This is a genomic window from Acetobacter orientalis (assembly GCF_000963965.1).
GTDB classification, from domain to species: domain Bacteria; phylum Pseudomonadota; class Alphaproteobacteria; order Acetobacterales; family Acetobacteraceae; genus Acetobacter; species Acetobacter orientalis.
In genome coordinates this window covers 208,811-233,093 of record NZ_BAMX01000014.1, presented here as the reverse complement: position 1 = coordinate 233,093, position 24,283 = coordinate 208,811, and the positions used below count along the sequence as shown (strand labels likewise).

General features: G+C 55.8%; 23 protein-coding genes and 1 tRNA gene. 15 read left to right on the top strand and 9 right to left on the bottom strand.

The genetic code is table 11. The features are described from left to right. Positions 1–54 precede the first annotated feature (54 nt). Complete coding sequence (locus tag Abor_RS06795) at positions 55–789, bottom strand: P-loop NTPase family protein (RefSeq protein ID WP_048841125.1); 735 nt, start codon at positions 787–789, stop codon at positions 55–57. Positions 790–1,005: 216 nt separating this feature from the next. On the opposite strand from Abor_RS06795, the gene purM reads away from it, so the two are divergent. The 6 genes from purM to Abor_RS06765 all read left to right on the top strand — a co-directional run bounded on the left by purM (position 1,006) and on the right by Abor_RS06765 (position 8,214). Beyond that, positions 1,006–2,088: a phosphoribosylformylglycinamidine cyclo-ligase gene (purM, locus tag Abor_RS06790; protein WP_048841065.1), complete on the top strand. Its 1,083-nt coding sequence runs from the start codon at positions 1,006–1,008 to the stop codon at positions 2,086–2,088. A gap of 8 nt (positions 2,089–2,096) precedes the next feature. Further along, positions 2,097–2,720 (top strand): phosphoribosylglycinamide formyltransferase, encoded by a 624-nt coding sequence (gene purN / locus Abor_RS06785; RefSeq protein ID WP_048841064.1) that lies wholly within the window; start codon positions 2,097–2,099, stop codon positions 2,718–2,720. A 53-nt stretch (positions 2,721–2,773) separates the two neighbouring features. Next, positions 2,774–4,105, top strand: coding sequence for an RsmB/NOP family class I SAM-dependent RNA methyltransferase (locus Abor_RS06780; RefSeq protein WP_048841063.1), 1,332 nt, complete (start codon positions 2,774–2,776; stop codon positions 4,103–4,105). 57 nt (positions 4,106–4,162) lie between these two features. Continuing rightward, positions 4,163–4,834: a ribulose-phosphate 3-epimerase gene (rpe, locus tag Abor_RS06775; protein WP_048841062.1), complete on the top strand. Its 672-nt coding sequence runs from the start codon at positions 4,163–4,165 to the stop codon at positions 4,832–4,834. A gap of 91 nt (positions 4,835–4,925) precedes the next feature. Further along, positions 4,926–7,052 carry a heparinase II/III family protein gene (locus Abor_RS06770; RefSeq protein ID WP_048841061.1) on the top strand — a complete coding sequence of 709 codons (2,127 nt, stop codon included), beginning with the start codon at positions 4,926–4,928 and terminating at the stop codon, positions 7,050–7,052. Between the two features lie 7 nt (positions 7,053–7,059). Next, positions 7,060–8,214: a glycosyltransferase family 4 protein gene (locus Abor_RS06765; RefSeq protein ID WP_048841060.1), complete on the top strand. Its 1,155-nt coding sequence runs from the start codon at positions 7,060–7,062 to the stop codon at positions 8,212–8,214. Positions 8,215–8,270: 56 nt separating this feature from the next. Here the strand turns inward: Abor_RS06765 and Abor_RS06760 are convergent, their stop codons facing one another. The 6 genes from Abor_RS06760 to Abor_RS06735 all read right to left on the bottom strand — a co-directional run bounded on the left by Abor_RS06760 (position 8,271) and on the right by Abor_RS06735 (position 12,637). After that, positions 8,271–8,795, bottom strand: coding sequence for a hypothetical protein (locus Abor_RS06760; RefSeq protein WP_048841059.1), 525 nt, complete (start codon positions 8,793–8,795; stop codon positions 8,271–8,273). A gap of 155 nt (positions 8,796–8,950) precedes the next feature. After that, positions 8,951–9,625: a DNA polymerase III subunit epsilon gene (gene dnaQ / locus Abor_RS06755; protein WP_048841058.1), complete on the bottom strand. Its 675-nt coding sequence runs from the start codon at positions 9,623–9,625 to the stop codon at positions 8,951–8,953. Continuing rightward, the gene (coaE, locus tag Abor_RS06750; protein ID WP_048841124.1) at positions 9,622–10,209 is read right to left on the bottom strand and encodes a dephospho-CoA kinase; all 588 of its coding nucleotides are present in this window, start codon (positions 10,207–10,209) and stop codon (positions 9,622–9,624) included. Before coaE ends, dnaQ begins: the two co-directional genes overlap by 4 nt. 106 nt (positions 10,210–10,315) lie before the next feature. Further along, positions 10,316–11,176 carry a shikimate dehydrogenase gene (locus tag Abor_RS06745; protein ID WP_048841123.1) on the bottom strand — a complete coding sequence of 287 codons (861 nt, stop codon included), beginning with the start codon at positions 11,174–11,176 and terminating at the stop codon, positions 10,316–10,318. Positions 11,177–11,181: 5 nt separating this feature from the next. Continuing rightward, positions 11,182–11,997: an N-formylglutamate amidohydrolase gene (locus tag Abor_RS06740; protein ID WP_048841057.1), complete on the bottom strand. Its 816-nt coding sequence runs from the start codon at positions 11,995–11,997 to the stop codon at positions 11,182–11,184. Between the two features lie 322 nt (positions 11,998–12,319). Continuing rightward, positions 12,320–12,637, bottom strand: a complete 318-nt coding sequence (locus Abor_RS06735; protein WP_048841056.1) for a hypothetical protein — start codon at positions 12,635–12,637, stop codon at positions 12,320–12,322. Positions 12,638–12,848: 211 nt separating this feature from the next. Here Abor_RS06735 and argH point away from each other — a divergent pair, with 211 nt between their 5' ends. From argH to Abor_RS06705, 6 genes are all read left to right on the top strand, one after another. Further along, positions 12,849–14,303 carry an argininosuccinate lyase gene (argH, locus tag Abor_RS06730; RefSeq protein ID WP_048841055.1) on the top strand — a complete coding sequence of 485 codons (1,455 nt, stop codon included), beginning with the start codon at positions 12,849–12,851 and terminating at the stop codon, positions 14,301–14,303. 20 nt (positions 14,304–14,323) lie between these two features. Further along, positions 14,324–14,464: a hypothetical protein gene (locus Abor_RS06725; protein WP_164713936.1), complete on the top strand. Its 141-nt coding sequence runs from the start codon at positions 14,324–14,326 to the stop codon at positions 14,462–14,464. A gap of 158 nt (positions 14,465–14,622) precedes the next feature. Then, positions 14,623–15,969 carry a diaminopimelate decarboxylase gene (gene lysA, locus Abor_RS06720; RefSeq protein WP_048841054.1) on the top strand — a complete coding sequence of 449 codons (1,347 nt, stop codon included), beginning with the start codon at positions 14,623–14,625 and terminating at the stop codon, positions 15,967–15,969. Then, the gene (locus tag Abor_RS06715) at positions 15,966–18,755 is read left to right on the top strand and encodes a DUF4175 domain-containing protein (RefSeq protein ID WP_048841053.1); all 2,790 of its coding nucleotides are present in this window, start codon (positions 15,966–15,968) and stop codon (positions 18,753–18,755) included. Before lysA ends, Abor_RS06715 begins: the two co-directional genes overlap by 4 nt. A gap of 81 nt (positions 18,756–18,836) precedes the next feature. Beyond that, complete coding sequence (gene galE, locus Abor_RS06710) at positions 18,837–19,823, top strand: UDP-glucose 4-epimerase GalE (RefSeq protein WP_048841052.1); 987 nt, start codon at positions 18,837–18,839, stop codon at positions 19,821–19,823. 133 nt (positions 19,824–19,956) lie between these two features. Beyond that, positions 19,957–20,718 (top strand): trypsin-like serine peptidase, encoded by a 762-nt coding sequence (locus Abor_RS06705; protein WP_307188423.1) that lies wholly within the window; start codon positions 19,957–19,959, stop codon positions 20,716–20,718. Between the two features lie 264 nt (positions 20,719–20,982). Here Abor_RS06705 and Abor_RS06700 read toward each other — a convergent pair whose 3' ends face one another. After that, the gene (locus Abor_RS06700; RefSeq protein ID WP_048841051.1) at positions 20,983–21,294 is read right to left on the bottom strand and encodes an ArsR/SmtB family transcription factor; all 312 of its coding nucleotides are present in this window, start codon (positions 21,292–21,294) and stop codon (positions 20,983–20,985) included. A gap of 108 nt (positions 21,295–21,402) precedes the next feature. Between Abor_RS06700 and Abor_RS06695 the strand changes: the two genes are divergently transcribed. Next, complete coding sequence (locus Abor_RS06695) at positions 21,403–22,494, top strand: NADH:flavin oxidoreductase/NADH oxidase (RefSeq protein WP_048841050.1); 1,092 nt, start codon at positions 21,403–21,405, stop codon at positions 22,492–22,494. A 27-nt stretch (positions 22,495–22,521) separates the two neighbouring features. Here Abor_RS06695 and panB read toward each other — a convergent pair whose 3' ends face one another. Then, complete coding sequence (gene panB / locus Abor_RS06690; RefSeq protein ID WP_048841049.1) at positions 22,522–23,340, bottom strand: 3-methyl-2-oxobutanoate hydroxymethyltransferase; 819 nt, start codon at positions 23,338–23,340, stop codon at positions 22,522–22,524. 167 nt (positions 23,341–23,507) lie between these two features. On the opposite strand from panB, the gene Abor_RS06685 reads away from it, so the two are divergent. Together Abor_RS06685 and Abor_RS13315 are read left to right on the top strand one after the other, a co-directional pair. Then, positions 23,508–23,593, top strand: a tRNA-Tyr gene (locus tag Abor_RS06685). 220 nt (positions 23,594–23,813) lie between these two features. Then, positions 23,814–24,260 (top strand): hypothetical protein, encoded by a 447-nt coding sequence (locus tag Abor_RS13315; protein ID WP_126621493.1) that lies wholly within the window; start codon positions 23,814–23,816, stop codon positions 24,258–24,260. The last annotated feature ends 23 nt before the right edge of the window (positions 24,261–24,283 follow it).

Sequence of the window (24,283 nt, the reverse complement as noted above, 5' to 3'; positions counted from 1 at the left end):
AATACATTTCTATATAAATACATTTTCCGCATACGGTTTTCTCTATACCCCCTACTATCGCTCCCCTTTCTCCGTTTGCATGTCCTCCATAACACTCTGCGCAAGCGCCCGTGTTACCTTGCCACCTGCGGCCAAGGCTGCTTGGTCTAGCCGGGCGGCCATAGTGCGTATGGCACTGGCGTTGCGTGGCAGGCGGCGCAGCAGCCACTCGGTTACCGGTTGAGCCACTACAATTTGCCGCTCTGCCAGCAGGCGTAAAAACAAACGCCGCAAAAGGCTTTCTTCTGCCTGCCCAAGCGGCACAGAAGAGGTCGCTCGCACGCGGCTTGCTAGATCTGGCAGTGCTATGGGCCAGCGCGTAGGGGCAGTGCGGGCAGCCATAAGCAGCACCATACGCCGCTCACGTACAAGGTTAATAAGGTGCAGTAGGTCGCGCTCGTTCTGTACACGGTCGGCATTATCAAGTGCCAGCGCCCTAAAGCCGCCCTCTTCAAACAGGTTTGCCACGTCCTGCGCGTTCAACAGGCTTCCCTCAACCACGGGCGCACCATGCCGTGCGGCCCAAACAGAGAGCATGTGGGTTTTGCCGGTTCCTTCATCGCCCCATAAAACCATGCGGCCTTCAGGCCAGCGCCACTGGGCTTCGGCATCGAGCACCCATGCACGCGCTGCTGCGTTAGAAGGGGCCGCCACAAAATCTGACCGCCCGAATCGGGGGCGGTAAGCAAAGGGCAGCGCAATTTGTGCCGCTTTAATGCCCCCCACTCGGCCCGATGCCGGAGCTTGCATGGGCAAAAAAGACGCCTGCTGGGCACATGCGGTAGGTGCAGGGAGGGCATTTTCCTGCTCAAAAACCGGCTTTACAGGGCCTTTTGCCCCTTTTGTTCCTGTATTCTGTGTCATGCCGCTTTGCGTGTCGCTTCACCTGCCGTAAAGACTACCCGCAGGGAATCTACCCTACCAAGTCCGTTGCATCGACCCTTTAATAATTTCAAGAGTGCCGCCATGACCTCTTCTCCTGCTACCCCGTCTTCCAGCCTGACCTACCGTGACTCTGGCGTGGATATTGAAGCGGGAGAAGCCCTAATAGATGCTATCCGCCCAGCAGCAAAAGCAACAGACCGCCCCGGCACAATGGGCGGCCTTGGCGGGTTTGGTGCGCTGTTTGACCTTAAAGCAGCAGGCTTTAAAGACCCTGTACTGGTTTCTTGCACAGATGGCGTTGGCACCAAGCTAAACCTTGCCATTGAAACAGACCTGCACGAAACCGTAGGCATAGACCTTGTGGCCATGTGCGTGAACGACCTTATTGTGCAGGGTGCAGAACCGCTGTTCTTCCTCGATTATTTTGCAACAGGCCGCTTGTCTGTAGAAAGTGCCGCCAAAGTTGTGCGCGGCATTGCACAGGGCTGCAAAGACTCTGGCTGCGCTCTGGTAGGCGGTGAAACCGCCGAAATGCCCGGCATGTACGCCGATGGCCACTACGACCTTGCAGGCTTTTCGGTTGGTGCGGCAGAACGTGACAGCTTACTGCCCGGCAGCATTGCAGAAGGCGACGCCCTTATTGCCCTGCCTTCTTCTGGTGTGCATTCCAACGGCTATTCTCTGGTGCGCCGTATTGTAAGCGATGCCCACCTAGCCTGGACAGACCCCGCAGCCTTTGCCCCCAACCAAACATTGGGTGAGGCACTGCTAACCCCCACCAAACTGTATGTAAAACCTGTGCTCGCCCTGCACCGTGCAGGCCTGCTACATGCTGCGGCCCACATTACGGGTGGTGGTCTGCCGGGCAACCTGCCCCGCGTACTGCCTAACGGGCTAGACGCAGTTCTTACCGCCCAGTGGCCCGTGCCGCCGGTCTTTAAGTGGCTTGCCCGCACGGGCAATGTCGCTAACGAAGAAATGCTGCGCGTCTTTAACTGTGGCGTGGGCATGGTACTTGTTACCCCCAAACCCGATGACGTACTGGCCATGTTAAAAGAAATGGGCGAGCCAGCAACCCTTATTGGCCACATTGCCAAGGCCGCAAACCCAACAGCCAAACCAGACCTGCGCATTAAAGCCTGCCCAGACTTTCACGCAGCATGAGCCTGAGTATGGGTACGCATAAAACACCGGTTGCCATTCTGCTCAGTGGCCGTGGCAGCAATGCCACAGCACTTATCCGCGCGTGTGAAGACCCTGCTTTTCCCGCACGGATTTGCGTTGTTATAAGCAACAACCCCGATGCACCGGGCTTGGAAATGGCGCGTAAAGCAGGCTTAAGCGTTAAAGCGATAGACCACCGGCCTTACAAAAAAGACCGCGCTGCCCACGAGCAAGCACTCGATGCCTGCTTAAAAGAAGCGGGGGCCGAAGCCGTTTGCCTTGCTGGCTATATGCGCCTGCTTACCCCTTACCTCACACAGGCTTGGGCTGGCAAAATGCTGAATATTCACCCCAGCCTTCTGCCCTCCTTCCCCGGCTTGCACACGCATGAGCGCGCAATAGACGCTGGCGTGCGCCTACATGGCTGCACCGTGCATTTGGTGACTGAAGGCATGGACGAAGGGCCTATTCTGGGGCAAGCCGCCGTGCCTGTGCTGTCAGGTGACACGCCAGACCAGCTTGGCGCCCGCGTGCTTGAGCAAGAACACAAGCTTTACCCAACAGTGTTGCGGCATTTTCTGGACAAAACGCCCGCTTCCTGCCAAGCCCAAGCGGCATTGCTGGTGGGTTAACCCACCAGCGCCTTTAATAGTGTAGCATTTTTGCCAGACCCGATAGTGAGTTGATGACAGCAGAACCCCGCCCCCGCAAACCCAGACAGCGCAGCACGTCCCGTCAGGGAAATGCTCCCCAGCCTGCTGACCCCACGCGGGATGTGGCCTTTGATATTCTGTGCGGTGTGGTTGAAAACCGCCGCATGCTTGAAAATAGCCTGACACGCTCAGCTACGGCCCACAACGCCCCCCCCAGAGACCGCGCAGCAGCGCACCGCCTAGCCGCCACAACGCTGCGGCACATGGGCACCCTGCGCGCTTTGCTAGAACCTTTTTTACGCAAAGAACCCCCAGAGCCAGTACGCGTGGCGCTGATGATGGGCTGCGCACAGCTTTTGTTTCTTGAAACACCACCCCATGCTGCCGTTGGCACCACGGTATCTCTTTTGCGCCGCCGTAAGCTGGCCCCCTTTACCGGGCTGGCCAACGCTGTATTGCGCAAAGTGGCAGACCAAGGGGCAACCCTGCTAGAAGGGCTAGACCAGAACCGTCTGGATATTCCCGCATGGTTATGGACAGCATGGAACCAACTTGGCCGTGGCGTACCCCGCGCTATTGCCCGTGGCATTAGCCACGAAGCCCCGCTTGACCTTACCCTACGCCCCGGCGCCACCGCACCAGAGGGCGGCGTTGTACTGCCCAACGGCTCTATCCGTATGCCAGCAGGCACACGCGTGGCAGAACTACCAGGTTATGAGGAAGGGGCTTTTTGGGTACAAGATGCCGCAGCAACCCTGCCTGCGCGGTTGCTTAATGCCCAACCCGGCGAAAAAGTGACAGACCTTTGCGCTGCCCCCGGCGGCAAAACAGCACAGCTTGCCGCAGCCGGGGCTACCGTAACGGCTGTTGAACAAAACCCAAACCGCCTAACCCGCCTGCGCGAAAATATGGAGCGTCTGGCCTACCCCGTTGAAATTGTGCAGGCCGATGCCACAAGCTGGGTGCCAGACACCCTGCAAGACGCCATTTTGCTTGACGCCCCCTGCTCTGCCACCGGCACAGCCCGCCGCCACCCCGATGTGCTGTGGGTTAAACGCCCCCGAGACCTCAACACCCTTACCGCTGGGCAAGACCAAATGCTCAAAGCCGCTATGGGTATGGTTAAACCCGGCGGGCGGCTTATTTATGCCGTGTGCTCCTTGCAGGAAGAAGAAGGCCCTGCCCGTGCCCGTGCGGCACAGGCTATGGGCTGGCAGCCTGCCCCTTTCACCCCAGAAGAGCTGGCCGTACTGCCCGAAGCCCTAACCCCAGAGGGCTGGTTGCGCACCCACCCCGGTATGTGGGCAGACAAAGGCAGCATGGACGGCTTTTTTGCTGCACGCTTTATTCGTCCAAAAGACTGAGCGTTTTTCTATAAACATCAGTTGCGCCGTGCTGCGGGATTGCGGATAAACACTCTCATGACATCCGCAGCACGCCCCCTCATTGCCCCCAGTATCTTGGCCGCAGACTTTGCCCGCTTGGGTGAAGAGGTGCAGGCCGTTGCCAACGCTGGCGCAGACTGGATTCACCTAGACGTTATGGACGGCCATTTTGTGCCCAACATTTCGTTTGGCCCACAGGTTGTTAAGGCCCTGCGCCCCCATACGCAGTTGCCTTTTGACGTACACCTGATGATTGAACCAGCAGACCCATACCTTGAAGCCTTCGCCAAAGCCGGGGCCGATAATATTCTTATTCATATTGAGGCAGGCCCACACGCCCACCGCTCTTTGCAGCATATTCGCGCACTTGGGGCCAAGCCGGGCATTGTGCTGTGCCCCGCCACCCCGCCAGAAGCCATTAGTGAAATACTTGATTTAGTTGATGTTATTCTGGTTATGAGCGTTAACCCCGGCTTTGGGGGGCAAAAATTCTTACATAGCCAACTGCCCAAAATCAGCCGCCTGCGTGATATGATTACACAAACCGGGCGCGATATCCGGCTGGCCGTTGATGGCGGCATAGATGCCACAACCGCCCCCCTTGCCACCAAAGCCGGGGCAGATGTGCTTATTGCAGGCAGCGCTATTTACGCAAAACCCGACTATAAAGCCGCCATAGCAGCCCTTAGACCGGAAAACACCCCCTAAACGCTTGCACTTTGCCCACCATTTTACAAAGGTGTTTCCTTACAGCACCCAACGCCCTGCCACCCTCTAGCCCCGGAGCCAATACTGCCTAATGTCACTGCGCCGCTGGACCCGTGAAGCCCGCCTTACCTTTGCTATGCGCAACCCCTTAGGGGGTTTTGGGCGTGTGCCAACTGCTCCGGCACAAACATTACGAGACCCTTGGCCTGGCAACCCGGCAGTCGGTGAGCGCCTTGTGCGTAATCAGGCTTTTTTTGAAGGGGTGGCACACCCACTGCACCACGGCCAGTGGGACAGCCCAAACTGGCCACAACCCTACCGGGAGTGGCTGCAAGGTTTTGGCTGGCTGCGCGACCTGCGGGAACTCGGGGCAGAATCTGCCCGCGTTAAAGCCCGTAGTCTGGTGGCAACATGGATTAGCATTCCCGCCTCAGAACGGCCTGTGTCAGACCCGGCCATTACTGGTGCGCGCCTTGCCGCGTGGCTGTCTTACTACGACTTTTTTGCCGCCACGGCAGATGACCACTTCCGCCAAACCCTTATGGCCGCCCTTATTATGGAAGGGCGTTCCATTATTGCCCTTATGCCAGAAGGGGCAGAAGGGTGGCGCGCCCTTACAGCCCTTAAGGGGCTGCTCAGCGTTGCTGTTGCTATTCCAGACCAACCAGATTTTTTAAGCCGTTTTTTAAAGCTGATTGATGAGACAATAAATAATCAGTTTTTACCAGATGGCAGCCATAAAACCCGCAACCCTGAAAACCAGTTTCAGGCCGTGCGAGAAATGGCAGAAATTACCAGTATTCTGCAAATTGCACATCTACCGCTTCCCAGTTCGCTCATGAGCGTTTGCAACCGGGCAACACTGGTGTTGCGCGCCATGCGGCATAATGATGGCGGACTGATGATTTTTAACGGTAGCATGGCCCGAGAAGCCCCTTGGGTGGCTCATATTATCAGCCGTGCCTCACGTAGTAATGTTATCGCTGCAAGCATTGCAGATAGCGGCTATATGCGCCTTGCCAGTGGCCGTACCCTGCTTTTGGCAGATGCTGGCAGCGTTGCCCCAACGGGGTTTGACAGCACCGCCCATGCGGGCATGCTGTCTTTCGAGTTTTCATCTGGCAAGCAGCGCATTATCGTTAATTGTGGCTCCAGCATACAACGCGGCTGGGCAGAGGCCCTTAGGCAAGCCGCGGCCCATTCGGTACTGGAATTTAAAGACCTCTCGCCCATAGATCTTAATAAAGCGGGCCACGTAACCCGCCGCCCCCAAGTAACCCGCCACCACACCACACAAGATGGTGCGCACTGGCTCCATATGACGCACGACGGCTACGCCCAGCACGGCGGCGGCACCTATATGCGCCAGCTCTATCTTGGCCCAGACGGGCAAACCCTGCGCGGTGAAGAAACCTTGCCCGGCGGCACCCGTACAGATTTTTGCGTGCGCTTTCACCTCCACCCCGATGTTACTATAGAGCAGACCGAAAACGGCTTTTTACTTTATACCGAAGAAGAAAGCTGGCTTTTCCAGTCCGATGCCCACGCAACCATAGAAGAAAGCGTGTATCTGGGCGGCCCACACCGTGCCCCTACCCGCCAGATTGTGCTCACTCCCATTGTGCCACAACCCAGCCCAATCACCGAAGACACAGAGCACACAGAGCACGAACCCGGCGAGGCTGACCTTACAGCAGATGGTACTGAGCAAGCTGCCTATCTGGTGGAAGAGCAGCAACTGAGCACAACGCCCGAAGATAACCTGCAAGCAGAGCACACCCCAGAATTCTACTCCGCACCCGAGGCTGAAAGCTACACCACCTATACACAGCCCGAAACCTACGAAGAAGCAGACCTCTCCCACACCCAACTGCAAGAAGAGCATTACACCGCAGAGCCTGCCCCTATGGTGGAAGAAGATGACTACGCACCCATACCGCGTGACCCTCCCCCGGCAGATAGCGTACCCACCCTGCTAGGTGGGGTTGTGCACCTGCACTATACCGCTGAGCGCACAAACCCCGGTACAACAGACACTCTGTTTGCAGAACAAGCCCGCGCAGAAGAAGCCGCAGCCCGCCAAGCCCGCCGCGTAGAAGAAGCCCGTGCAGCGGCAGCAGAAGAAGTGTCCTCCCCCCTGCCATTAGCGCAACAACTCGCCAACCAACCCATGCCCTGCCCCCCTGTGCGCTGGGCCCTGTCCCTTGTGAGTGAATGAGGCAAAGGTGAAAATTCTTGAAATCACCAATGTCGATTTTTCACTGACACATTTTGTCTTGCCGCTTATGCGTGCCCTCCGCGCCCAAGGGCACGAGGTTGTGGGTGTTTGTGCCGATGGCCCACTGGTGGCCCAAACCCGCGCCGAAGGCTTTCGGGTAGAAACTGTACCGTTTGTGCGTTCTTACGCCCCCCTTGGGCAGGCAAAAGCGTTTTGGGCGCTCCTGCGCCTTATAAAGCGCGAAAAGCCCGATATGGTACACGCTCACATGCCCATTTCTGGCATTTTGGCACGTGTTGCGGCCAAACTCTGTGGCGTGCCGTGCATTGCTTATACGTGCCACGGCTTTTTGTTTAACCAACCCAGCTCTAAAGCCCGGCAACGTCTTTCTCTTATACTTGAGAAGCTCTGCGGCCACTTAACAAACCTGTACCTTACCGTGTCGCAAGAAGAAGCAGAAGACGCCCGCCGCCTGCATATTCACCCCCACCCGGTAGCCATAGGTAATGGCCGCAGTAGCACCCTTTTTAAACCAGATGCCGCAACCCGCGCGCGCATACGGGCCGAGTTAGACACAGAAGAAACAACGCCTGTTATTATCGCCGTCTCTCGTTTAGTGCGGCATAAAGGCTACCCAGAGCTGCTCGCGGCCATGGAAAGCGTGCCCCAAGCTGAACTTTGGATTGTAGGCGAGCGCCTACAATCCGACCACGGGAGTTCGCTTGATGCCTGTTTTCATAAAGCGCGTGCAGCCCTTGGCTCTCGGCTAAAATGCCTTGGCTACCGCAGCGACATTCCAGCCCTACTGGCCGCAGCCGATATTTTTACACTACCCAGCCATTTTGAAGGGCTGCCCATGTCTATTATTGAAGCCATGCTGACAGAACTGCCTGTTGTCAGCACAGAAATACGCGGCCCGCGTGAGCAAGTCGTGCATAACCAAACTGGCTTGCTCGTGCCCGCAAACACAGTGGCCCCGTTGGCCGCTGCCCTGCGTACCCTTACGCTTAACCCAGCCTTACGCAGGCGCATGGGGGCTGCGGGGCGCAAAAGAGCGTTAGAATTATTTGAAGAAGAAAACGTGCTCAATAAAACCGTTAGGCTACTTTTGGGCCAAGCCCAAAAAACCAACCGCGTGCACAGTCCGGCACACCGTAGCTAACGGCTTGTGTAAAAACAGCAAGCCGTGAGGGGCAACACAGCCCCTCTTTTTAGCAATTACAGCTTTTGCGGCGCTGGTACGGACGTTTTTTGCGTTACGCTCGTTTTAGAAGCAGCAGGCAAGGGTTTTGACGCGGTTTGGTCAAGCTTGATCGTCAAACGCTCTGGCGATGCCGCAAAGCGTGCCCCGCTACGGGTGTAATCTAGGCGAATACGCACACCGTTATCGTTTTCCATCAAGACGCCGCTTACGCCACGGCCCACTGTTGCCTCACCCGTTAAAGCCCAGAACGTGCCAGCAAAGTCTTCTACGCGCTGCAAGTTGTAAACTTTGCCAACGCTAACACCGCTGGAATAGCCAATGGCCGCTGCCGCTGCCCCTTTGATAGTAAAGGGGTAAGAACGACCACCATATGTAAGTGTACCCTGCCCCCAGGTATAACCAACCCCAAGGTCTGCCGAATGGGTGTGGAAAGAGACCTCACCCGTTACCGGCCCAAGGGGAGACTGAGCGCAGGCAGTAAGGGACCAAATGCTACCCAGCGCCACGGCAGCAAAAACGCGAACAGATGCAGAACGCATCAAAAGGCTCCTTACGTTACACTAAGACAGAATGTTGCCATTCCATAAACGGTCAATAACTCTATCTGACACTTGTGACATGTTTTGCACAAAGAAGAAACACGACAGTTCTCACAAATATCGCTTAGCACAAAAAATAGTACTTAAGGGAACCGTTACGCTTTCCACACAGGGTCGCTCAGCTTATCAACAAAGGCGGTATGCGCTGCCAGTTCGGCCGGGGTTGGCACAACCCGCACAACACGGCGCTGGCTTGGGCCTTGGTAGACAACACTAGGGGCCTGCCCGCCTTCTGCCACCAAACCAAGGCCGTGCTGGCGGCCCCCCATAAGCTCCACATACACATCGGCCAGCAATTTACAGTCTAGCAAAGCGTTGTGGGTTGTACGGGCAGATAGATCGACCCCAAAGCGGCGGCACAGCGCGTCCAAACTATTTGGCATGCCCGGAAAGCGCTCACGCGCCATATCCAGCGTATCTACCATGCGGGCCATATCTAATGGCTTATGGCCTGCCCGTTTTAGCTCGGCATTCACAAAGCCAAAGTCAAAGCGGGCGTTATGGGCAATCAGTTCATCATCGCCAATAAACGCTAAAAACGCGCTGGCCACCTCGGCAAACTTCGGCTTACCTTCAAGGTCTGCCAGCGTAAAGCCATGTACGCGTGTTGCTTCTTCCGGAATATCGCGCTCAGGGTCTATCAACACATGAAAATTATTACCTGTTGGCAGGTCGCCTATCAGTTCAAGGGCTGCAATTTCAATCACCCTATCCCCGGTGGCTGGGTCAAGGCCGGTGGTTTCCGTATCAAACAGAATAGAGCGTTTCATGCCTTTAAAACCCTGAGTAAGGTGCGCACCTGCCGCTGCGTTTGGGCAAATGGTACACCTGTTTCAATTACTATATCCGCCAACAGCCGCTTGCGGGCATCTGGCATTTGCCGCGCTATCAGTTTACGGGCCTCTGCCACGGGCACGTTGCGCCGTTTTGCCACACGGGCAGCCTGCACCCACGGTGGGGCAGAAACAACCATCACATAATCGCACAGCCTGTTGCCCCCGGCTTCAAACAGTAACGGCACATCCAGCACCACCCACGGCGTACCAATGTGCCGGTAATGGGCTAAAAAACGGTTACGCGCAGCCCATACCATGGGGTGCATAATACGCTCAAGCTGCCGCAACACACCCGGCTGCGTGACCACGGCCTGCCGTAAAACAGCACGGTCTAGGTGGCCATTATGCACAGCACTGGGCACCAAACGTGCAATGGCGGGCAAAGCAGCACCGTTCTCGGCCTGTAAGCTGCGTACGGTGGCATCGGCATCAAACACAGGCAGGCCCGCACGGGCCAACATGGCCGCTACCGTGCTTTTGCCCATGCCCATACCCCCGGTTAAACCCAAAATGCGCATACCACCACGGGCTGGGGGTAAAGGGCTTACACCCCTTTGCGTGGTGCACATTATGGCTCTCCCCAAACGTATGTTACCCTAGCATGCCGTATAGCTGCGGGGCAGGTTACAGGCTGGCCCGTACATAAGCCTCAAGCCCAGCATCAACCTCTGGGTCTTGGCCAAACCACTCTCTAAAACCCAAACGGGCTTGGTGCAGCAACATGCCAAGCCCCTCCACTGTTTTAAGCCCTTTTTGCTCGGCTTCGGCCAATAAGGGGGTTATGCGGGGTACATACACAATATCGGCTACCACCAAATGCGGGGCTGCATGGTGCAATGAGGGGCGGAACATAGGGTCTGGCCCGCCTTCCATACCCAAAGACGTGGTATTAACCAGCAAGCTATAAGCGCCAAGCTGTTGCTCCCACATGGCCCACGGCACTACATCTAGGCCCGGCAAGGCCTCAGCCAAAGCATGAGCACGGGCGTCTGTGCGGTTGGTTACCGCAACATGCAAACCCCTATCTTGCAAGGCAGCCGCAACAGAGCGGGCCGCCCCTCCGGCCCCAAGCAGCAGGGCTTTACCCTGTGGTTTATGGCCAGCGCTTTCCATGCTGGCCACAAAACCATCCCCATCGGTTGAAAGCCCCCGAATAGCGCCGTTCGCTTCAAAAATAAGAGTATTAACGGCCCCTGCCCGCTGGGCGGTGTGGTCTAGCTCTGTGGCAAGCGCGTAAGCCGCCTCTTTATGCGGTATGGTTACGTTTGCGCCCCTAAACCCGGCTGCTTGCAAGCCGTGCACAGCCTCAGCAAACTGTGCAGGGGCTACGGGTAGTGGCACATACGCACCATCTATGCCGTACCGTGCCAGCCAATAATTATGCAAAAGCGGTGAGCGCGAATGCGAAACAGGCCACCCCAACACACCCGCTAACCGCGCTTTACCTGTTATAATTTGCCGCGGCAGCAGGGCTTGGGGGGTCATATCACTCATAATGCGGCCTCTGTTTGGCAAGTAGAAGGAGAAGACGGCGCGCCCCCATGCTGGCGGCAAAATTCAGCCCATGCCAGTGGCAACAAGCGGGCCAGACGGTCTGCCCATTCTTGCTGCCCTGCGGGCTGGGTTATCAGATCTTGGCGTATTTCAATTTCTACATGCGGCAGGCCACGCTGCTCACCATGTTTGGGAATAGTGTAGTCAGACGTATTGGTTAGAGCATATGGCTCGTTATCGCCTACACACAGCCCTTCTTGCCGCAGTAAATCTATTAAAATACGCGCCAGCCGGTCATCATGGTTATGCAAAAGTCCAACATGCCATGGGCGCGCCACCCCTTTCATTTGTGGGGTAAAACTGTGCAAGGCCACCACTACCGTAGGCCGCCGGGCTTGCAGCCGCTGGTCTAGCTCTTGGGTAATACGGGCGTGGTAGGGGTGCAAAATGGTGTTTTCACGCTGGGCACGCTGGGCCGCACTCAGCCCTGTGTTGGCAGGCACAACCGTACCATCGCTTTGCTCGACAATAGACGTGGGGTGCCCCGGTGCGCGGTTGCTATCAATAACAAGCCGAGAATAAACCTGCTCTATCAGCACGCACTGCAATTTTTGGCTTAAAGCACGGCCTACGCCGTCTATCCCAATGTCCCACCCAATGTGGCGGGCGCGCTCTGCGGCACTTAACCCTAAATCTCCCAAATCTGGCGGGATAGCTTGCCCGGCGTGGTCGCTCACCAGCACAAACGGGCTACCCCCATCCGTGCCAAAAACTGCAACGCATGGGGCCGCATGGGGTGCTGCTTCAACCATTTTTTCTGCCTAACTCCGTCAAACCATCGTTGGCCCTACGGCCCGTAACCGTAAGGTTTTTGCTTTATCTGCCGCCATAGCCAGTACGGCATAAACGACAAAGGCTTTTTCAAAAATCCTGCAAAACAGAACTGGCACTTATCTGGTGTGCCCTAGCCCCAATCGGCCCCCACTACGGCATACCACACTGGTAGAGAGCCTCTCATCTGCCCGCCTGCCTACAAAATTTTTGAAACAGTCTTTGCTCTACACTCCACGCACGTAAAACGCTGACCGCGTTAAAGGTTAGGGCCGCGCCAAAGACCGGCCCTAACCCCACCCCTTATTTTTTAGGAGCAGACACAAACACGCCCACTTCTTCAGCTTGTGCACGCACCTGCCCGGCATCGTCACCGCTCAGACCTTCTTCATCTAAGCCGGAGTCGGTTAAGTCGTACACCAAATAGGCGGGGTCTTGCCCATCAAGAGAGTCTTCACCGCCTTGGGTATAGGTGCGGCCTTGCACATACTCTGCACCGCGCATTTTTTCTTCAAGGTGGCGTACAGCCTCACTGGCTGTGGTGGCGCGCAAAACTTCCAGCAGCACGTTGGGGCCGGGGTCAATCACACCAAATGCTTTCAGCTTGTTGGCGGCAGTCATAAAACACACTCCTGAAATACTGAATTACTCTACTGTGTCAGGATACTAGCTGCGCGGCTAGGCCAAAACCTGCCTGCACAACAGGGCTGCCCCGCTGCAAAAACAGGGGGCTTTACGCCTAGCGCCTGTACCTAGCGTTTGCGCAGAAAGCCTCGCATCAGTAGGGTGCGGGCTTCTTATGTGGTTTTCAAGGTTACGAGTAGGTCTGGATATGGCTGCGGGCAGCAACAACACAACAGAAACACCAACACAAGCGAACGCCAACATGCAGTGGGGCGGCCGGTTTGCAGGCGGCCCCTCACAAATCATGCAGGCCATCAATGCCTCTATCGGGTTTGATAAAGCCCTGTGGCAGCAAGACATTAAAGGCTCGCTGGCACACGCAACCATGCTGGCCCATGTTGGTATTATCTCTAAAGAAGATGAAACCGCCATTCAAAGCGGCCTTGTTGGTATTGGGCAGGAAATTGAAGCAGGCCGCTTTGAATTTTCTGAAGCGCTAGAAGATATTCACATGAATATCGAAGCCCGCCTGTCTGAACGTGTAGGTGAGGCTGGCAAACGCCTGCACACCGCCCGCTCCCGCAACGACCAAGTAGCAACAGACTTCCGCCTATGGGTGCGAGACGCCATTGACGGGCTCGACCAGCAAGTGGCCTCTCTCATGCGCGCTCTTGCTCGCCGGGCAGAACAACACGCCCACGACCCCATGCCGGGCTTTACCCACCTGCAAACCGCCCAGCCCGTAACCTTTGGCCACCACCTTATGGCCTATGTTGAAATGTTGGCCCGCGACCGCGGCCGCTTGGCAGACACGCGCAAACGCTTAAACGAGTGCCCGCTTGGCTCTGCCGCACTGGCTGGCACGTCTTTCCCCATCGACCGTACCATGACCGCGGGCCTGCTGGGCTTTGACCGCCCCACCGCCAATTCGCTCGATTCCGTCTCTGACCGTGACTTCGCTCTGGAATATCTCTCTGCCCTGTCTATCATGGCCATGCACCTCTCCCGTCTGGCCGAAGAAATTGTGATCTGGTGCTCCTCACCATTCTCGTTCATTCGGCTATCAGATGCGTTTACCACCGGCTCTTCCATTATGCCGCAAAAGCGCAACCCCGATGCCGCCGAGCTGGTACGCGCCAAAACAGGCCGCATGACCGGCAGCCTTGTCAGCCTGCTTACCGTCATGAAAGGCCTGCCCTTGGCCTACGCCAAAGACATGCAGGAAGATAAAGAACCCGTTTTTGCCGCAACCGATGCCGCAGCCCTGTCCCTTGCCGCGTGCGATGGCATGGTGCGGGACATGGCCGCCAACACCGCGCAAATGCGTAAGCTGGCTGGTTCTGGCTACTCAACTGCAACAGACATAGCAGACTGGCTGGTGCGCGTGCTCAAAACCCCTTTCCGTACCGCCCACCACGTAACAGGCCGCCTTGTTGCCAAAGCCGAGGCCAAAGGCGTTGATCTGGCAGACCTAACTCTTGCAGAAATGCAGGAAGAGGAACCCGGCATTACGCAAGATATTTACTCCGTGCTTACGGTAGAGGCCTCTATTGCCTCGCGCACCAGTTTTGGCGGCACCGCAGGTAATAATGTTGCGCAGCAGGCCCGCAAATGGCTGAACGCGCTTGAGCAAACAGTACCGGGCAACACTGCTGCACAATAAGGGTTTAAGGAGCTAATTTTATGACACGCACCACTCTTGGCTTTCTGGCACTGCTTTTGCTGGCACTCCCTTTGAGTGCATGCGGTAAAGTTGGCTCCCCCAACCCACCCGGCCCTAAAGAAAAAATTACGTACCCACGCACTTACCCAGCAGAAGACTAAGCGCACGCGCCACAGGCTGGTGCTTTTTACAAAGGGCCAGACCCTGCTGGCCTTTCTGTGCGTGCCCCGGTAAAACACCTCTACCCCAACCAGCATAAAGGCTGGTGCTTTCTACACTCTGTATTTCGACCTCAGACTTCCAAGGTTTCAGACACCCAATGGCCGACGCCCTTCCCTACACAGACGCAGACCCAACCGTTACAGAACTACTGGCAACCCACCCCAACCTTAAAATGGACGGTGTATGCGGCCTGATGATGGATGGCGTATCTCTTACCGCCATTGCGAACGCTGTGGGCACCCCAACTTGGGTTATCAGCGCAGATACGTTGCGCACCCGTATGGCCCGCCTAAAAAACGCCATGCAAGCTGCGGGGCTGGATGTCTCTCTTCATTATGCCGTTAAAGCAAACGACCACTTGGCCATACTCTCCCTACTCGGCAAAGAAGGGTTTGGGGCAGATATTGTAAGCGGTGGCGAGCTGGCCCGTGCGCTTAAAGCAGGTATTGCGGCCAATAAAATTGTGTTTTCGGGCGTTGGCAAAAGCGATGCAGAATTGCAAGAAGCCATTGCCCACGGTGTTGGCCAAATAAACGTAGAAAGTGCTGAAGAGCTCGATATTATTGCCGCCATTGCCCAAAAACTTGGTCGCACAGCCACAATTACACTGCGCATTAACCCAGATGTTGATGCCAAAACCCACGCTAAAATTACCACCGGGCTTGCCGCCAACAAGTTCGGCATTCCGTATGAAGAGGCGGCAAGCCTCTACGCCCGCGCCAGCACACTACCGGGCATTAATGCGGTGGGGTTTGCAACGCATATTGGCAGCCAAATTCTCTCTGTTGCCCCTTACCGCGCAGCCTATGCCCGCATGGCGGAGCTTGTGCAGTCTGTACGCAGCCAAGGCCTAAGCGTTTCCGTTATGGATTGCGGCGGTGGTCTAGGCATTTCTTACCGCACAGAGGTTGAAGGGCAGCCAGAAGCACTGGCTGGCGCCATGAAGGCAGAGCTGGGCCATTTAGGCTTAAAACTGGCCATAGAGCCGGGCCGCTGGCCTATCGGCCCCGCAGGCGTTTTGCTTGGGCAGGTTATTTTAAACAAAGCCCGCGGGGCCGAAGCCCCTTTCTATGTGCTAGACACCGCCATGAACGACCTGCTGCGCCCCAGCATGTACGATGCCTGGCACGGTATTGTACCCCTTAGCGCGCAAGATGCCGCAACACCTGCCATACCCGCCCATGTTGTTGGCCCTGTCTGCGAAAGCGGAGACACCTTTGCCCGCGACCGCCTGCTCCCCCCTTTACAGCGTGGCGCACGCGTAGCCATTCTGGACACAGGGGCTTATGGTGCTGTTATGAGCTCAACCTACAACAGCAGGCCTATGGCCGCAGAAGTGTTGATAGATAACGGCACATGGCACAGTATTCGCCCACGCCAAAAGCGTGACGCCCTGTGGCACACCGAAACTGTGCCCGCCCACCTTACCGCCGGAAACACATGACAGGCAGCGACCTGAAAAACTCTCTGGCGGCAAGCACCGCACAAGATGGCTCTTTGGCAGCGCGCCTTGCCACAGCCCGCAAAAATGCGCGGTTTGTGCTGCATGCGCAAAACCTTTGGCCAGCGGTGCAGCCCACACTGGGCCTTTTGGGTCTTTACACTTTGGCGGGGCTTTTGCGCCTGCCCCAACACCTACCAGACGGCCTGCGCCTTGTTACTGTAGCGGGGTGGTTAAGCCTGTGCGGCTGGCGGCTACACCGCGACCTCTCCAGGCTCAGCGCCCCTACCCCACAGGCTATAGACCAGCAAATAGAAACCGCTTCTGGCCTGCATAACCACCCGCTCGCAACACTCACAGACACACTCCCCACCACCACTGAGGCGCATACCCAAACCCTCTGGCACGCACACCAAAACCGTGTTCTTGCAACGCTAGGCCCGCTTAAAGCCGGGTGGCCGCGCCTGTTACCACACCCCCCTAAACAGCGCCTTGCAGCGGGGGCATTGCTTTTTGCTTTAGCGGCTGGCTGTCTTGTTGCTGGCCCTGCGGCACCGGGGCGCATTGCCGCTGCCTTTATTCCCGGCCGCGACGACCCAGACGTACCCCTACCCCATATTGAGGCATGGATAACCCCGCCAACTTATACCGCAAATGCCCCTGTTTTTCTGGGCAACACCGCGCAACCCCCTACCGTGCCCCAAGGTGCCCGCCTCACCGTTATTGTCACCGGTTTAAGCAGCCACCCGGTTTTACGCTCAGCTAAGGGTATGGTGTTAACAGACGCTACCCGCCAAAAGCTGGACGCAAAAAGCTGGAAAATAACCGTAACCCTCAGCCACACTGGTAACGTCAGGCTAGCTGGGCGGGGGCGCACATTTGCCAACTGGCCCATTACCGTGTTGCCAGATGCTCAACCCAATGTGCAGTGGGGGCCAAAACCCGGTGCTGGTAAAGGGGACTGGCGCACACGCCTGCCTTTTGAAGCCAGCCACGCTTATGGCCTAAGCTCTTTGAGTGTAGAGCTGCATTTGACGCACCCCGGCCGTGGCCCTGCCCGCACACTCTCAGTACCTTTGCCCCTTACGGGCCACCCCAAAACAGCCAAAGGGGCTATTACACCAGATTTATCTGAAGACCCTTGGGCCGGAGAGAGCGTTACCGGCCAAGTGCTTGCCACATCTGTTAGCGGGCAAAATGGTAAAAGTGCTCCGGCAACCTTCCAGCTTGGCGCACGCACATTTCATTCCCCCGTCGCCCGCGCCGTGCTTGACCTGCGCAAACGTTACGCCCTTGGCCGCGAGCGCCGCCACGCAACAGCCATAGACCTTGCTGCACTAGGTGAAACACCCGGCCCCATTTACGACCACACCGGCATGTTTTTAAACCTGACCAGTATTGTCGCCATGCTGGACAACCCCCGCATTCAAGACAGTGAAGCCCGCACCGGGGCCGTCAATATGCTCTGGGACCTAGCGCTAGATATTGAAGACCGCCGGAAAGGCGATGATGCCTCAGCCCTTGCCTCGCTCGATGTACGGGCGGCACAAGCCGCTGTGGCCCAACAACTCCGCCACATGCGTGAAGACGGCAACCAAAGCCAGCAAGCTAAAGAAGAACTTGAGGCCCGGCTTAATACCTTAAAAGATGCCATTGCCCGTAAAATGCAGGCCTTGGCCGCGCAAGCCATGCGCGACCACACCGCTATTCCAGACCTGCAAGGCTTCTCCCGCGCGGGCGATAAAGCGTTTTCCAAACTCATGCAGCAACTCCAGCGCGATGCCACAAACGGCCACGATGGAGACGCCCTAGAGCGCCTGCAACAAATGGAAGATGCCACCGAGCGCATGCGTAACGCCACCCCGCAAGATATGGCCGCAATGGCCCAACAAATGGTGGCACAAGCCAAAGCACGCGAACAAACCGCCGCCCTGCGCGACCTCACAGCACAACAGGCCAAGCTCTTAGACCACGCGCAATCCCGGCTAGATGAAGTACTTAAGGCACAAAGCAACCAAAACAGCGCCCTAGAAGATGATGGCGGCGATGGCGAGCAAGCCTATGGCTCCCTTCCCACATCAGAGCTCTTACGCCGCTTGGGCCTCCCTGTTCCACCGGGCGCTGATGCCACACCCCAACCCAACACGCACACAGCAGAGCCAGCCCCCCTGCCCCCCGCCAAAGCAGAAGAGCAAGCTGCCCTACGCCGCACCGACCGCGCAAGCCAACGCGCCCTAGACCACGCACTTGATGAACTAAAAGACGAGTTCAAGGAACTTACGGGCAAAACACCCCCAGCCTTTGCTGATGCCCAAAAAAGCATGCAAGACGCCCGTAAAGCTCTTGGAAATGGGGAGGATGCCGCAGCGGCCACAGCACAGGAAAAAGCCCTAGAAGCCCTGCGCAAAGGCCGACAACAAATGCAAGACGCCATGAAAGGCGATGGTAAACACCAAAGCCCCAGCTTTCTGCCAGCCTTTGGGGGCAGCAGTAGCGAGAGCAACACTGGCCAAAGCGGACAGTCTAACGCAGGTGATGGCGGCAACACCCCCACAGACGATGCTGATGACACAGATGACCAAGACCAACAGCAGGGCAAACGCGACCCCCTAGGCCGCAAACTGGGCGAAGGGAGCGACCACGCCCCAGATGACAGCACCCACGTGCCAGAGTCTGTTGCCCGCCAAAGAGCGCGTGAAATTGAACAAGAACTCCGCCGCCGCGACTCAGACCGTACCCGCCCACAACAAGAGCTTGATTATCTAGACCGTCTGTTAAAGCCTTTCTAAACTATAAAGTTTTCTGTTCATTCCTTCTTCATACCTTTAAAGATGGCTGCACTTGTTTTCATAATATGAGTTTTTAGTTTTATGGCGCGTTTTCTTGTTACCGGTGGTGCTGGTTATGTTGGCAGCCACATTGTTCTGGCTCTCCTTGATGACGGCCACGAGGTTGTTGTTCTAGACAATTTGCGCACTGGCCACCGGGCCGCCGTACCGGCCCAAGCCACTTTTATTCAGGCAGACTTAGCCGACCTAGAAAGCCTTAACGCTATTCTAGCCAATGGCCCGTGGGACGGTGTTTACCACTTTGCGGCACTCTCCCTCGTAGGTGAGAGCATGCAAGACCCCATGCTATACATGGCCGCTAACGCAGGCATTGGCTTTGGCCTTATTGATGCCTGCATTAAACATGGCATTAAACGCTTTGTTTTTTCGTCCACCGCTGCGCTCTTTGGTACTGCTGGTTCTGCCCCCATAGACGAAGATACGCCCATAAACCCGGCCTCCCCCTATGGTGAGAGCAAATATATGGTAGAGCGCGCGCTCTATTGGGCAGACCGTATTCACGGTTTAAAAAGCGCCTGCCTACGGTATTTCAACGCCGCAGGCTCAGACCCACAGGGCCGCGCGGGAGAAGACCACCAGCCCGAAACACACCTTATCCCGCTGGTTATTGATGCAGCTCTTAAACGCCGCCCACCCCTAACCCTTTTTGGTACAGACTACCCCACCCCAGATGGCACCTGCGTGCGTGATTACGTGCATGTCTCCGACCTTGCTCGCGCCCATCTTGCTGTCTTGCCGCTGTTAAATGAGCGCAGTGTAACCTTTAACATCGGCACAGGCCGTGGCCATTCCAACCGTGAAATTATAGACAGCGTTGCCCGTGTAACAGGGCTAGACGTACCATGGGCAGCAGGCCCACGCCGCCCGGGAGACCCCCCTTATTTAGTCGCAAGCCCTGCACGCCTTATGGCCGCAACAGGCTGGCAACCCGAATTTGCGCATATCGACAAAATTGTGGAAACGGTTTTTGCATGGCGCAACCAACACCCACATGGCTATAGCAGCTAAATTTTCACATTCCATAAAACTACCCGCTTGTTGCCAGGTTTTTTATAAACACAGCAACAAGCGGCATAGTTTAAAGCACGTCTTTGCCCTACACGCCGCCCTAAAACCCAACAGCTTTGCTTTTGCGTGCACAATACGTATATCTTTTGTTATCATATGCGCTTTTTGTAATATTCTTAGTATCACATTCTCTGGCTCAGCATGGGCAAAAGGCCCCCTTTATCGCAACCATCTGGCAGGTATTGGCGCGCATGACCCCAGAAAACGCGTTGACCCCACACACATGCCTTGGGCTGCTATAGGCCGCGTACAAACTGAACTTGGCACACGTTGCACCGGCTTTTTACTCAGCCCTATTTTAGTTGAAACCGCAGCCCATTGCCTGTGGCAAGCGACTACCAAACAGTTTGTACAAGCCCATAGCGTGCATTTTTTACTGGCCTATCAGGCTGGGCATTATAGTGCCCATGGCCGCGTGCAGCGCTTTATTATCCCTCCGGGCTACAAGGCTGGCTCAGCCAACACAGCCGGGCTAGACCGCGCAACCCTTGTGCTAGAAAACCCCATTGCCCCACCAGAAACCACACTCCATGCCCCCACCACAGCCATGACCGTGCACGCCGGTACCCCTGTTATGCTTGGTGGGTACGAACAAAACCAACCAGATACCCTAACGGCAGACCAACACTGTACTCTTACTGGCATGCAGCAAGACCAAACTGGGCATTTTTTACTGGCCCATACTTGCGCTGGCACACATGGTAGCAGCGGTGGCCCCCTTTTATACGCTACCCCTCAAGGTTGGCAGGCCATTGGCATACAAACCCTTGCCGCACGCAACGGAGCCGGAGGACTTTCAACATTACTCAATACATCAACGGTATTTTCAAAATAACGCCACAAAATTTTTATGCGGCGGCTTGGCACACCCTGCAATTACCCGCCCGTATCACACCCGTCAAAAGCGGTACTTTGGCTGCACCATATCTCATATTCCCAAAGGCCTTAACCGCACCCTCAGCAAAATTTCAGCGTCCTACAATGGGGCATTTTCTGGTGCACAAGAAGAGTGCTTCACACCATGCACGCAGAGTATTCAGGGAGCTTTCCCCACTGCGTGTTATCGTGCGCGCAAAGTAGTCTGCATACTTTTTCCGCTCTATTGCGCCCTTTCCGCAGCACGCAGCACGGCGGCCAATAAGCCCGGAAACAGGTGTTCTAATTCTTCTGTCCGCAGGCTGTTCATATGCGTTGTGCCCACCACCTCTGTCCAGACAAGGCCCGCACGGCGCAACACGCTAAAATGGTGCGAAACAGAAGATTTAGGCCGCCCCCCCTGCAACGGAGCACACGCCAAAGGCTGGGTTTGCGCAAGGGTCTGCACAATCCATAACCGGTAGGGGTCTGAGAGCGCATGCAAAATGGCTGTCAGTTCAAACGTCTCAGCCGCGGGGTGCTCATAATGCTTCATGGCTTGGTGTTAACCACAAGGGGTTGATTTACTCAATAGTTCGATTATATTCGAACTATTGCCCCATCCATAGGGTAAAATACGTTCCGGTTTAAAAAGGTTTTTATCATGGCTGGTCTTTTCGATAGCTATACCCTTAAAGATGTTACACTACGCAACCGTATTATGGTTGGCCCCATGTGCCAGTACCAAGCCCAAGATGGCTTAGCAAACGACTGGCACTCCGTGCATTATACGTCTTTAGCGCGTGGTGGTTCCGCCTTGGTGGTGGTTGAAGCCACCGCCGTTTCTCCTGAAGGGCGTATTACCCCAAACTGCCTTGGCCTCTGGAACGACCAACAGGCCCAAGCTTTAACCCCCATTGTGGCTTCCATTCGTAAAGCAGGGGCAGTCCCCGGTATTCAGCTTGCGCATGCAGGCCGCAAAGCCAGTGCCAACATACCATGGGAAGGCGATGACCATATTCCCGCAGGTGCCCCCAAAAGCTGGCAGCCCATTGCGCCCTCTCCCCTTGCTTTTGGCGGAGACCTAAACCGCACCCCACAAGAAATGACATTGGATGACATTGCCCGCGTTAAAGCAGACTTTGTAAAAGCAACCGAACGCGCACGAGATGCCGGGTTCCAGTGGCTTATGCTCCATTTTGCCCATGGTTATCTGGCGCAAAGCTTTTTCTCGGCTCATTCCAACCAGCGCACAGACCAATATGGTGGCTCGGCCGAAAACCGCGCACGCTTTCTTATAGAAACGCTAGAAGCCGTAAAAGCTGTCTGGCCTGAAAACCTACCCCTTACCGCCCGTTTTGGCGTTATTGAATTTGATGGCCGAGATGAAGAAACCTTTGCAGATTCCGTCTCTCTGCTCAAAAAACTACGGAGCGCAGGACTAGATTTTCTTGATGTCAGCATAGGTTTTTCAACCCCCACCGCTACCATTCCCTGGAGCGCTGGGTTTATGGGCCCATGGGCACGCCGCACGGCAGAAGAAACCGGCCTACCTGTTTCAACTTCTTGGTATATTAGTGAAGGCAGGCAGGCAGATGCGCTTATCCGCACTGGCGGGTTAGATATGGTAACCATAGGCCGCCCCTTACTTGCCAACCCCCATTGGCCGTTTGCGGCTGCCAAAGCGCTCCATAAAAAAGAGGCAGGGGCCATACTGCCGCCTTCTTATGGCTGGTGGCTTAACCGTTACCAATAAGCGCCTATAAAAAACTGGGGCCTGTTGTTAGTCTTTTTTAACAAGCCCCACACACTGCTCCGGACCGGGAAACTGGCGGCTACGCACAGCAGCGGCGTAGTCTGCCACAGCCCGGTCTACCTCTGCTGCCAAATTGCCAAACCGTTTTACAAAACGGGGCGTAAAGTCTGTAAATAGGCCCAGCATATCTTCGCCCACCAGCACTTGCCCCCCACATGCGGGAGAGGCCCCAATACCAATGGTAATAATGGGCAGCGCTTCCGTAATGGCGCGGGCAACTGGCTCTAGGGTGCTTTCAATCACCACAGCAAATGCACCAGCATCCGCCACAGCTTTGGCATCTGCCATTATTTGCTCAGCTTCAGTACCGCGCCCCAGCATACGAAAGCCGCCATGTGCATGCACCGCCTGCGGCTTTAAGCCAATATGCCCAATAACCGGAATACCACGCTGGGTTAAAAACTGAATGGTTTCGGCCATTTCTATGCCGCCTTCCAGCTTCACACAGCCAGCACCGGTGCGGGCCATAACCTCCGCCGCTGTTTCAAAAGCCTGCTGTGGGCTTTTTTGGTAGCTACCAAAAGGCAGGTCTATGGCAACGCATGCTTTTTGGCTGCCACGCACCACGGCTTGGCCGTGGGCTATCATCATCTCTGTCGTAACAGCCAGAGTTGAGTCCATACCGTACACCACCATGCCCAACGAATCCCCCACCAGCAAAAGGTCGCAATGGGGGTCCATCAACTTCGCCATAGGGGCTGTGTATGCCGTGAGCGACACAACGGGAGCATCCAGCAGAGCCAGAGAACGCGGCGTATGCCGTTTGGCGACAACTTGTTTGCTCAAAAACTCTTCTCCTGATGATCTTAGCTATTGCCCGGCACCTTCTGCTGCTGCCCTGGCGCTGTCCAGCCCCATCATAAACAAAAGTTTTTTCCATGAAAAATGCACAAGAGCGCTATTGCCCCGTTGACAACAGCGCCCCTGCCCTATAATTCAGCCTTCAACAACCCGGAGGGATGCCCGAGTGGCTAAAGGGGGCGGACTGTAAATCCGCTGGCGTACGCCTACGTTGGTTCGAATCCAACTCCCTCCACCATTGTTGTTTTTCCTCAGAAAATAAAAAGACTTACACCTTACTATAGGTAAAGTGCTTGTACCCGTTAGGTCATGCTCTACCGGCAAGAGATAGCTCTCCTGCGGTACGCAAAAACACATAATTCAAATTTAAGCACGTAAACCCTATGCGTAATGTTGGCACCTATGCACAAAGCCAAACATATATTGCGTAAATAAATGCTGCATTTATGCTGGCTTGTATGCAACACGCGTTTTTTAGCACCAGTCTGTTCTGCTTGTTGGCACTTTCCGCTTGTTCCTCTGCGCCACTCTCGCCAGAAACGCCACAAGCTCAAACAAAGCTGCTCCATGCTAAGCAGGCCTGCCTGTCAGCCTATCAAACACAGCAAGGGCTAGTACCAAAACGCAACATGACGAACCTCATGACGTGTTTTGCTAAAGTAACGCAAAAATACGGTCCCGAAACATACGGCGCTTACGAACCCATTTACGAAAAAGGTGCTGCCGAAAGCGTAGATGCCGCCAAACATTTACGAGAAGGCCTCTTCACACCCGACCAATATAAAAGCGAGATAGGGTTAATTAGGGAGGAAGAGGAATCTGCCGTTATGCAAAAACAGGCACAAACAGGCTTACCCGCACCCCCTATTGTGCTGCCCACCCCAAACAAAACCAGCACACCATAACGCGCGTAGCAAATGCGGCCTAA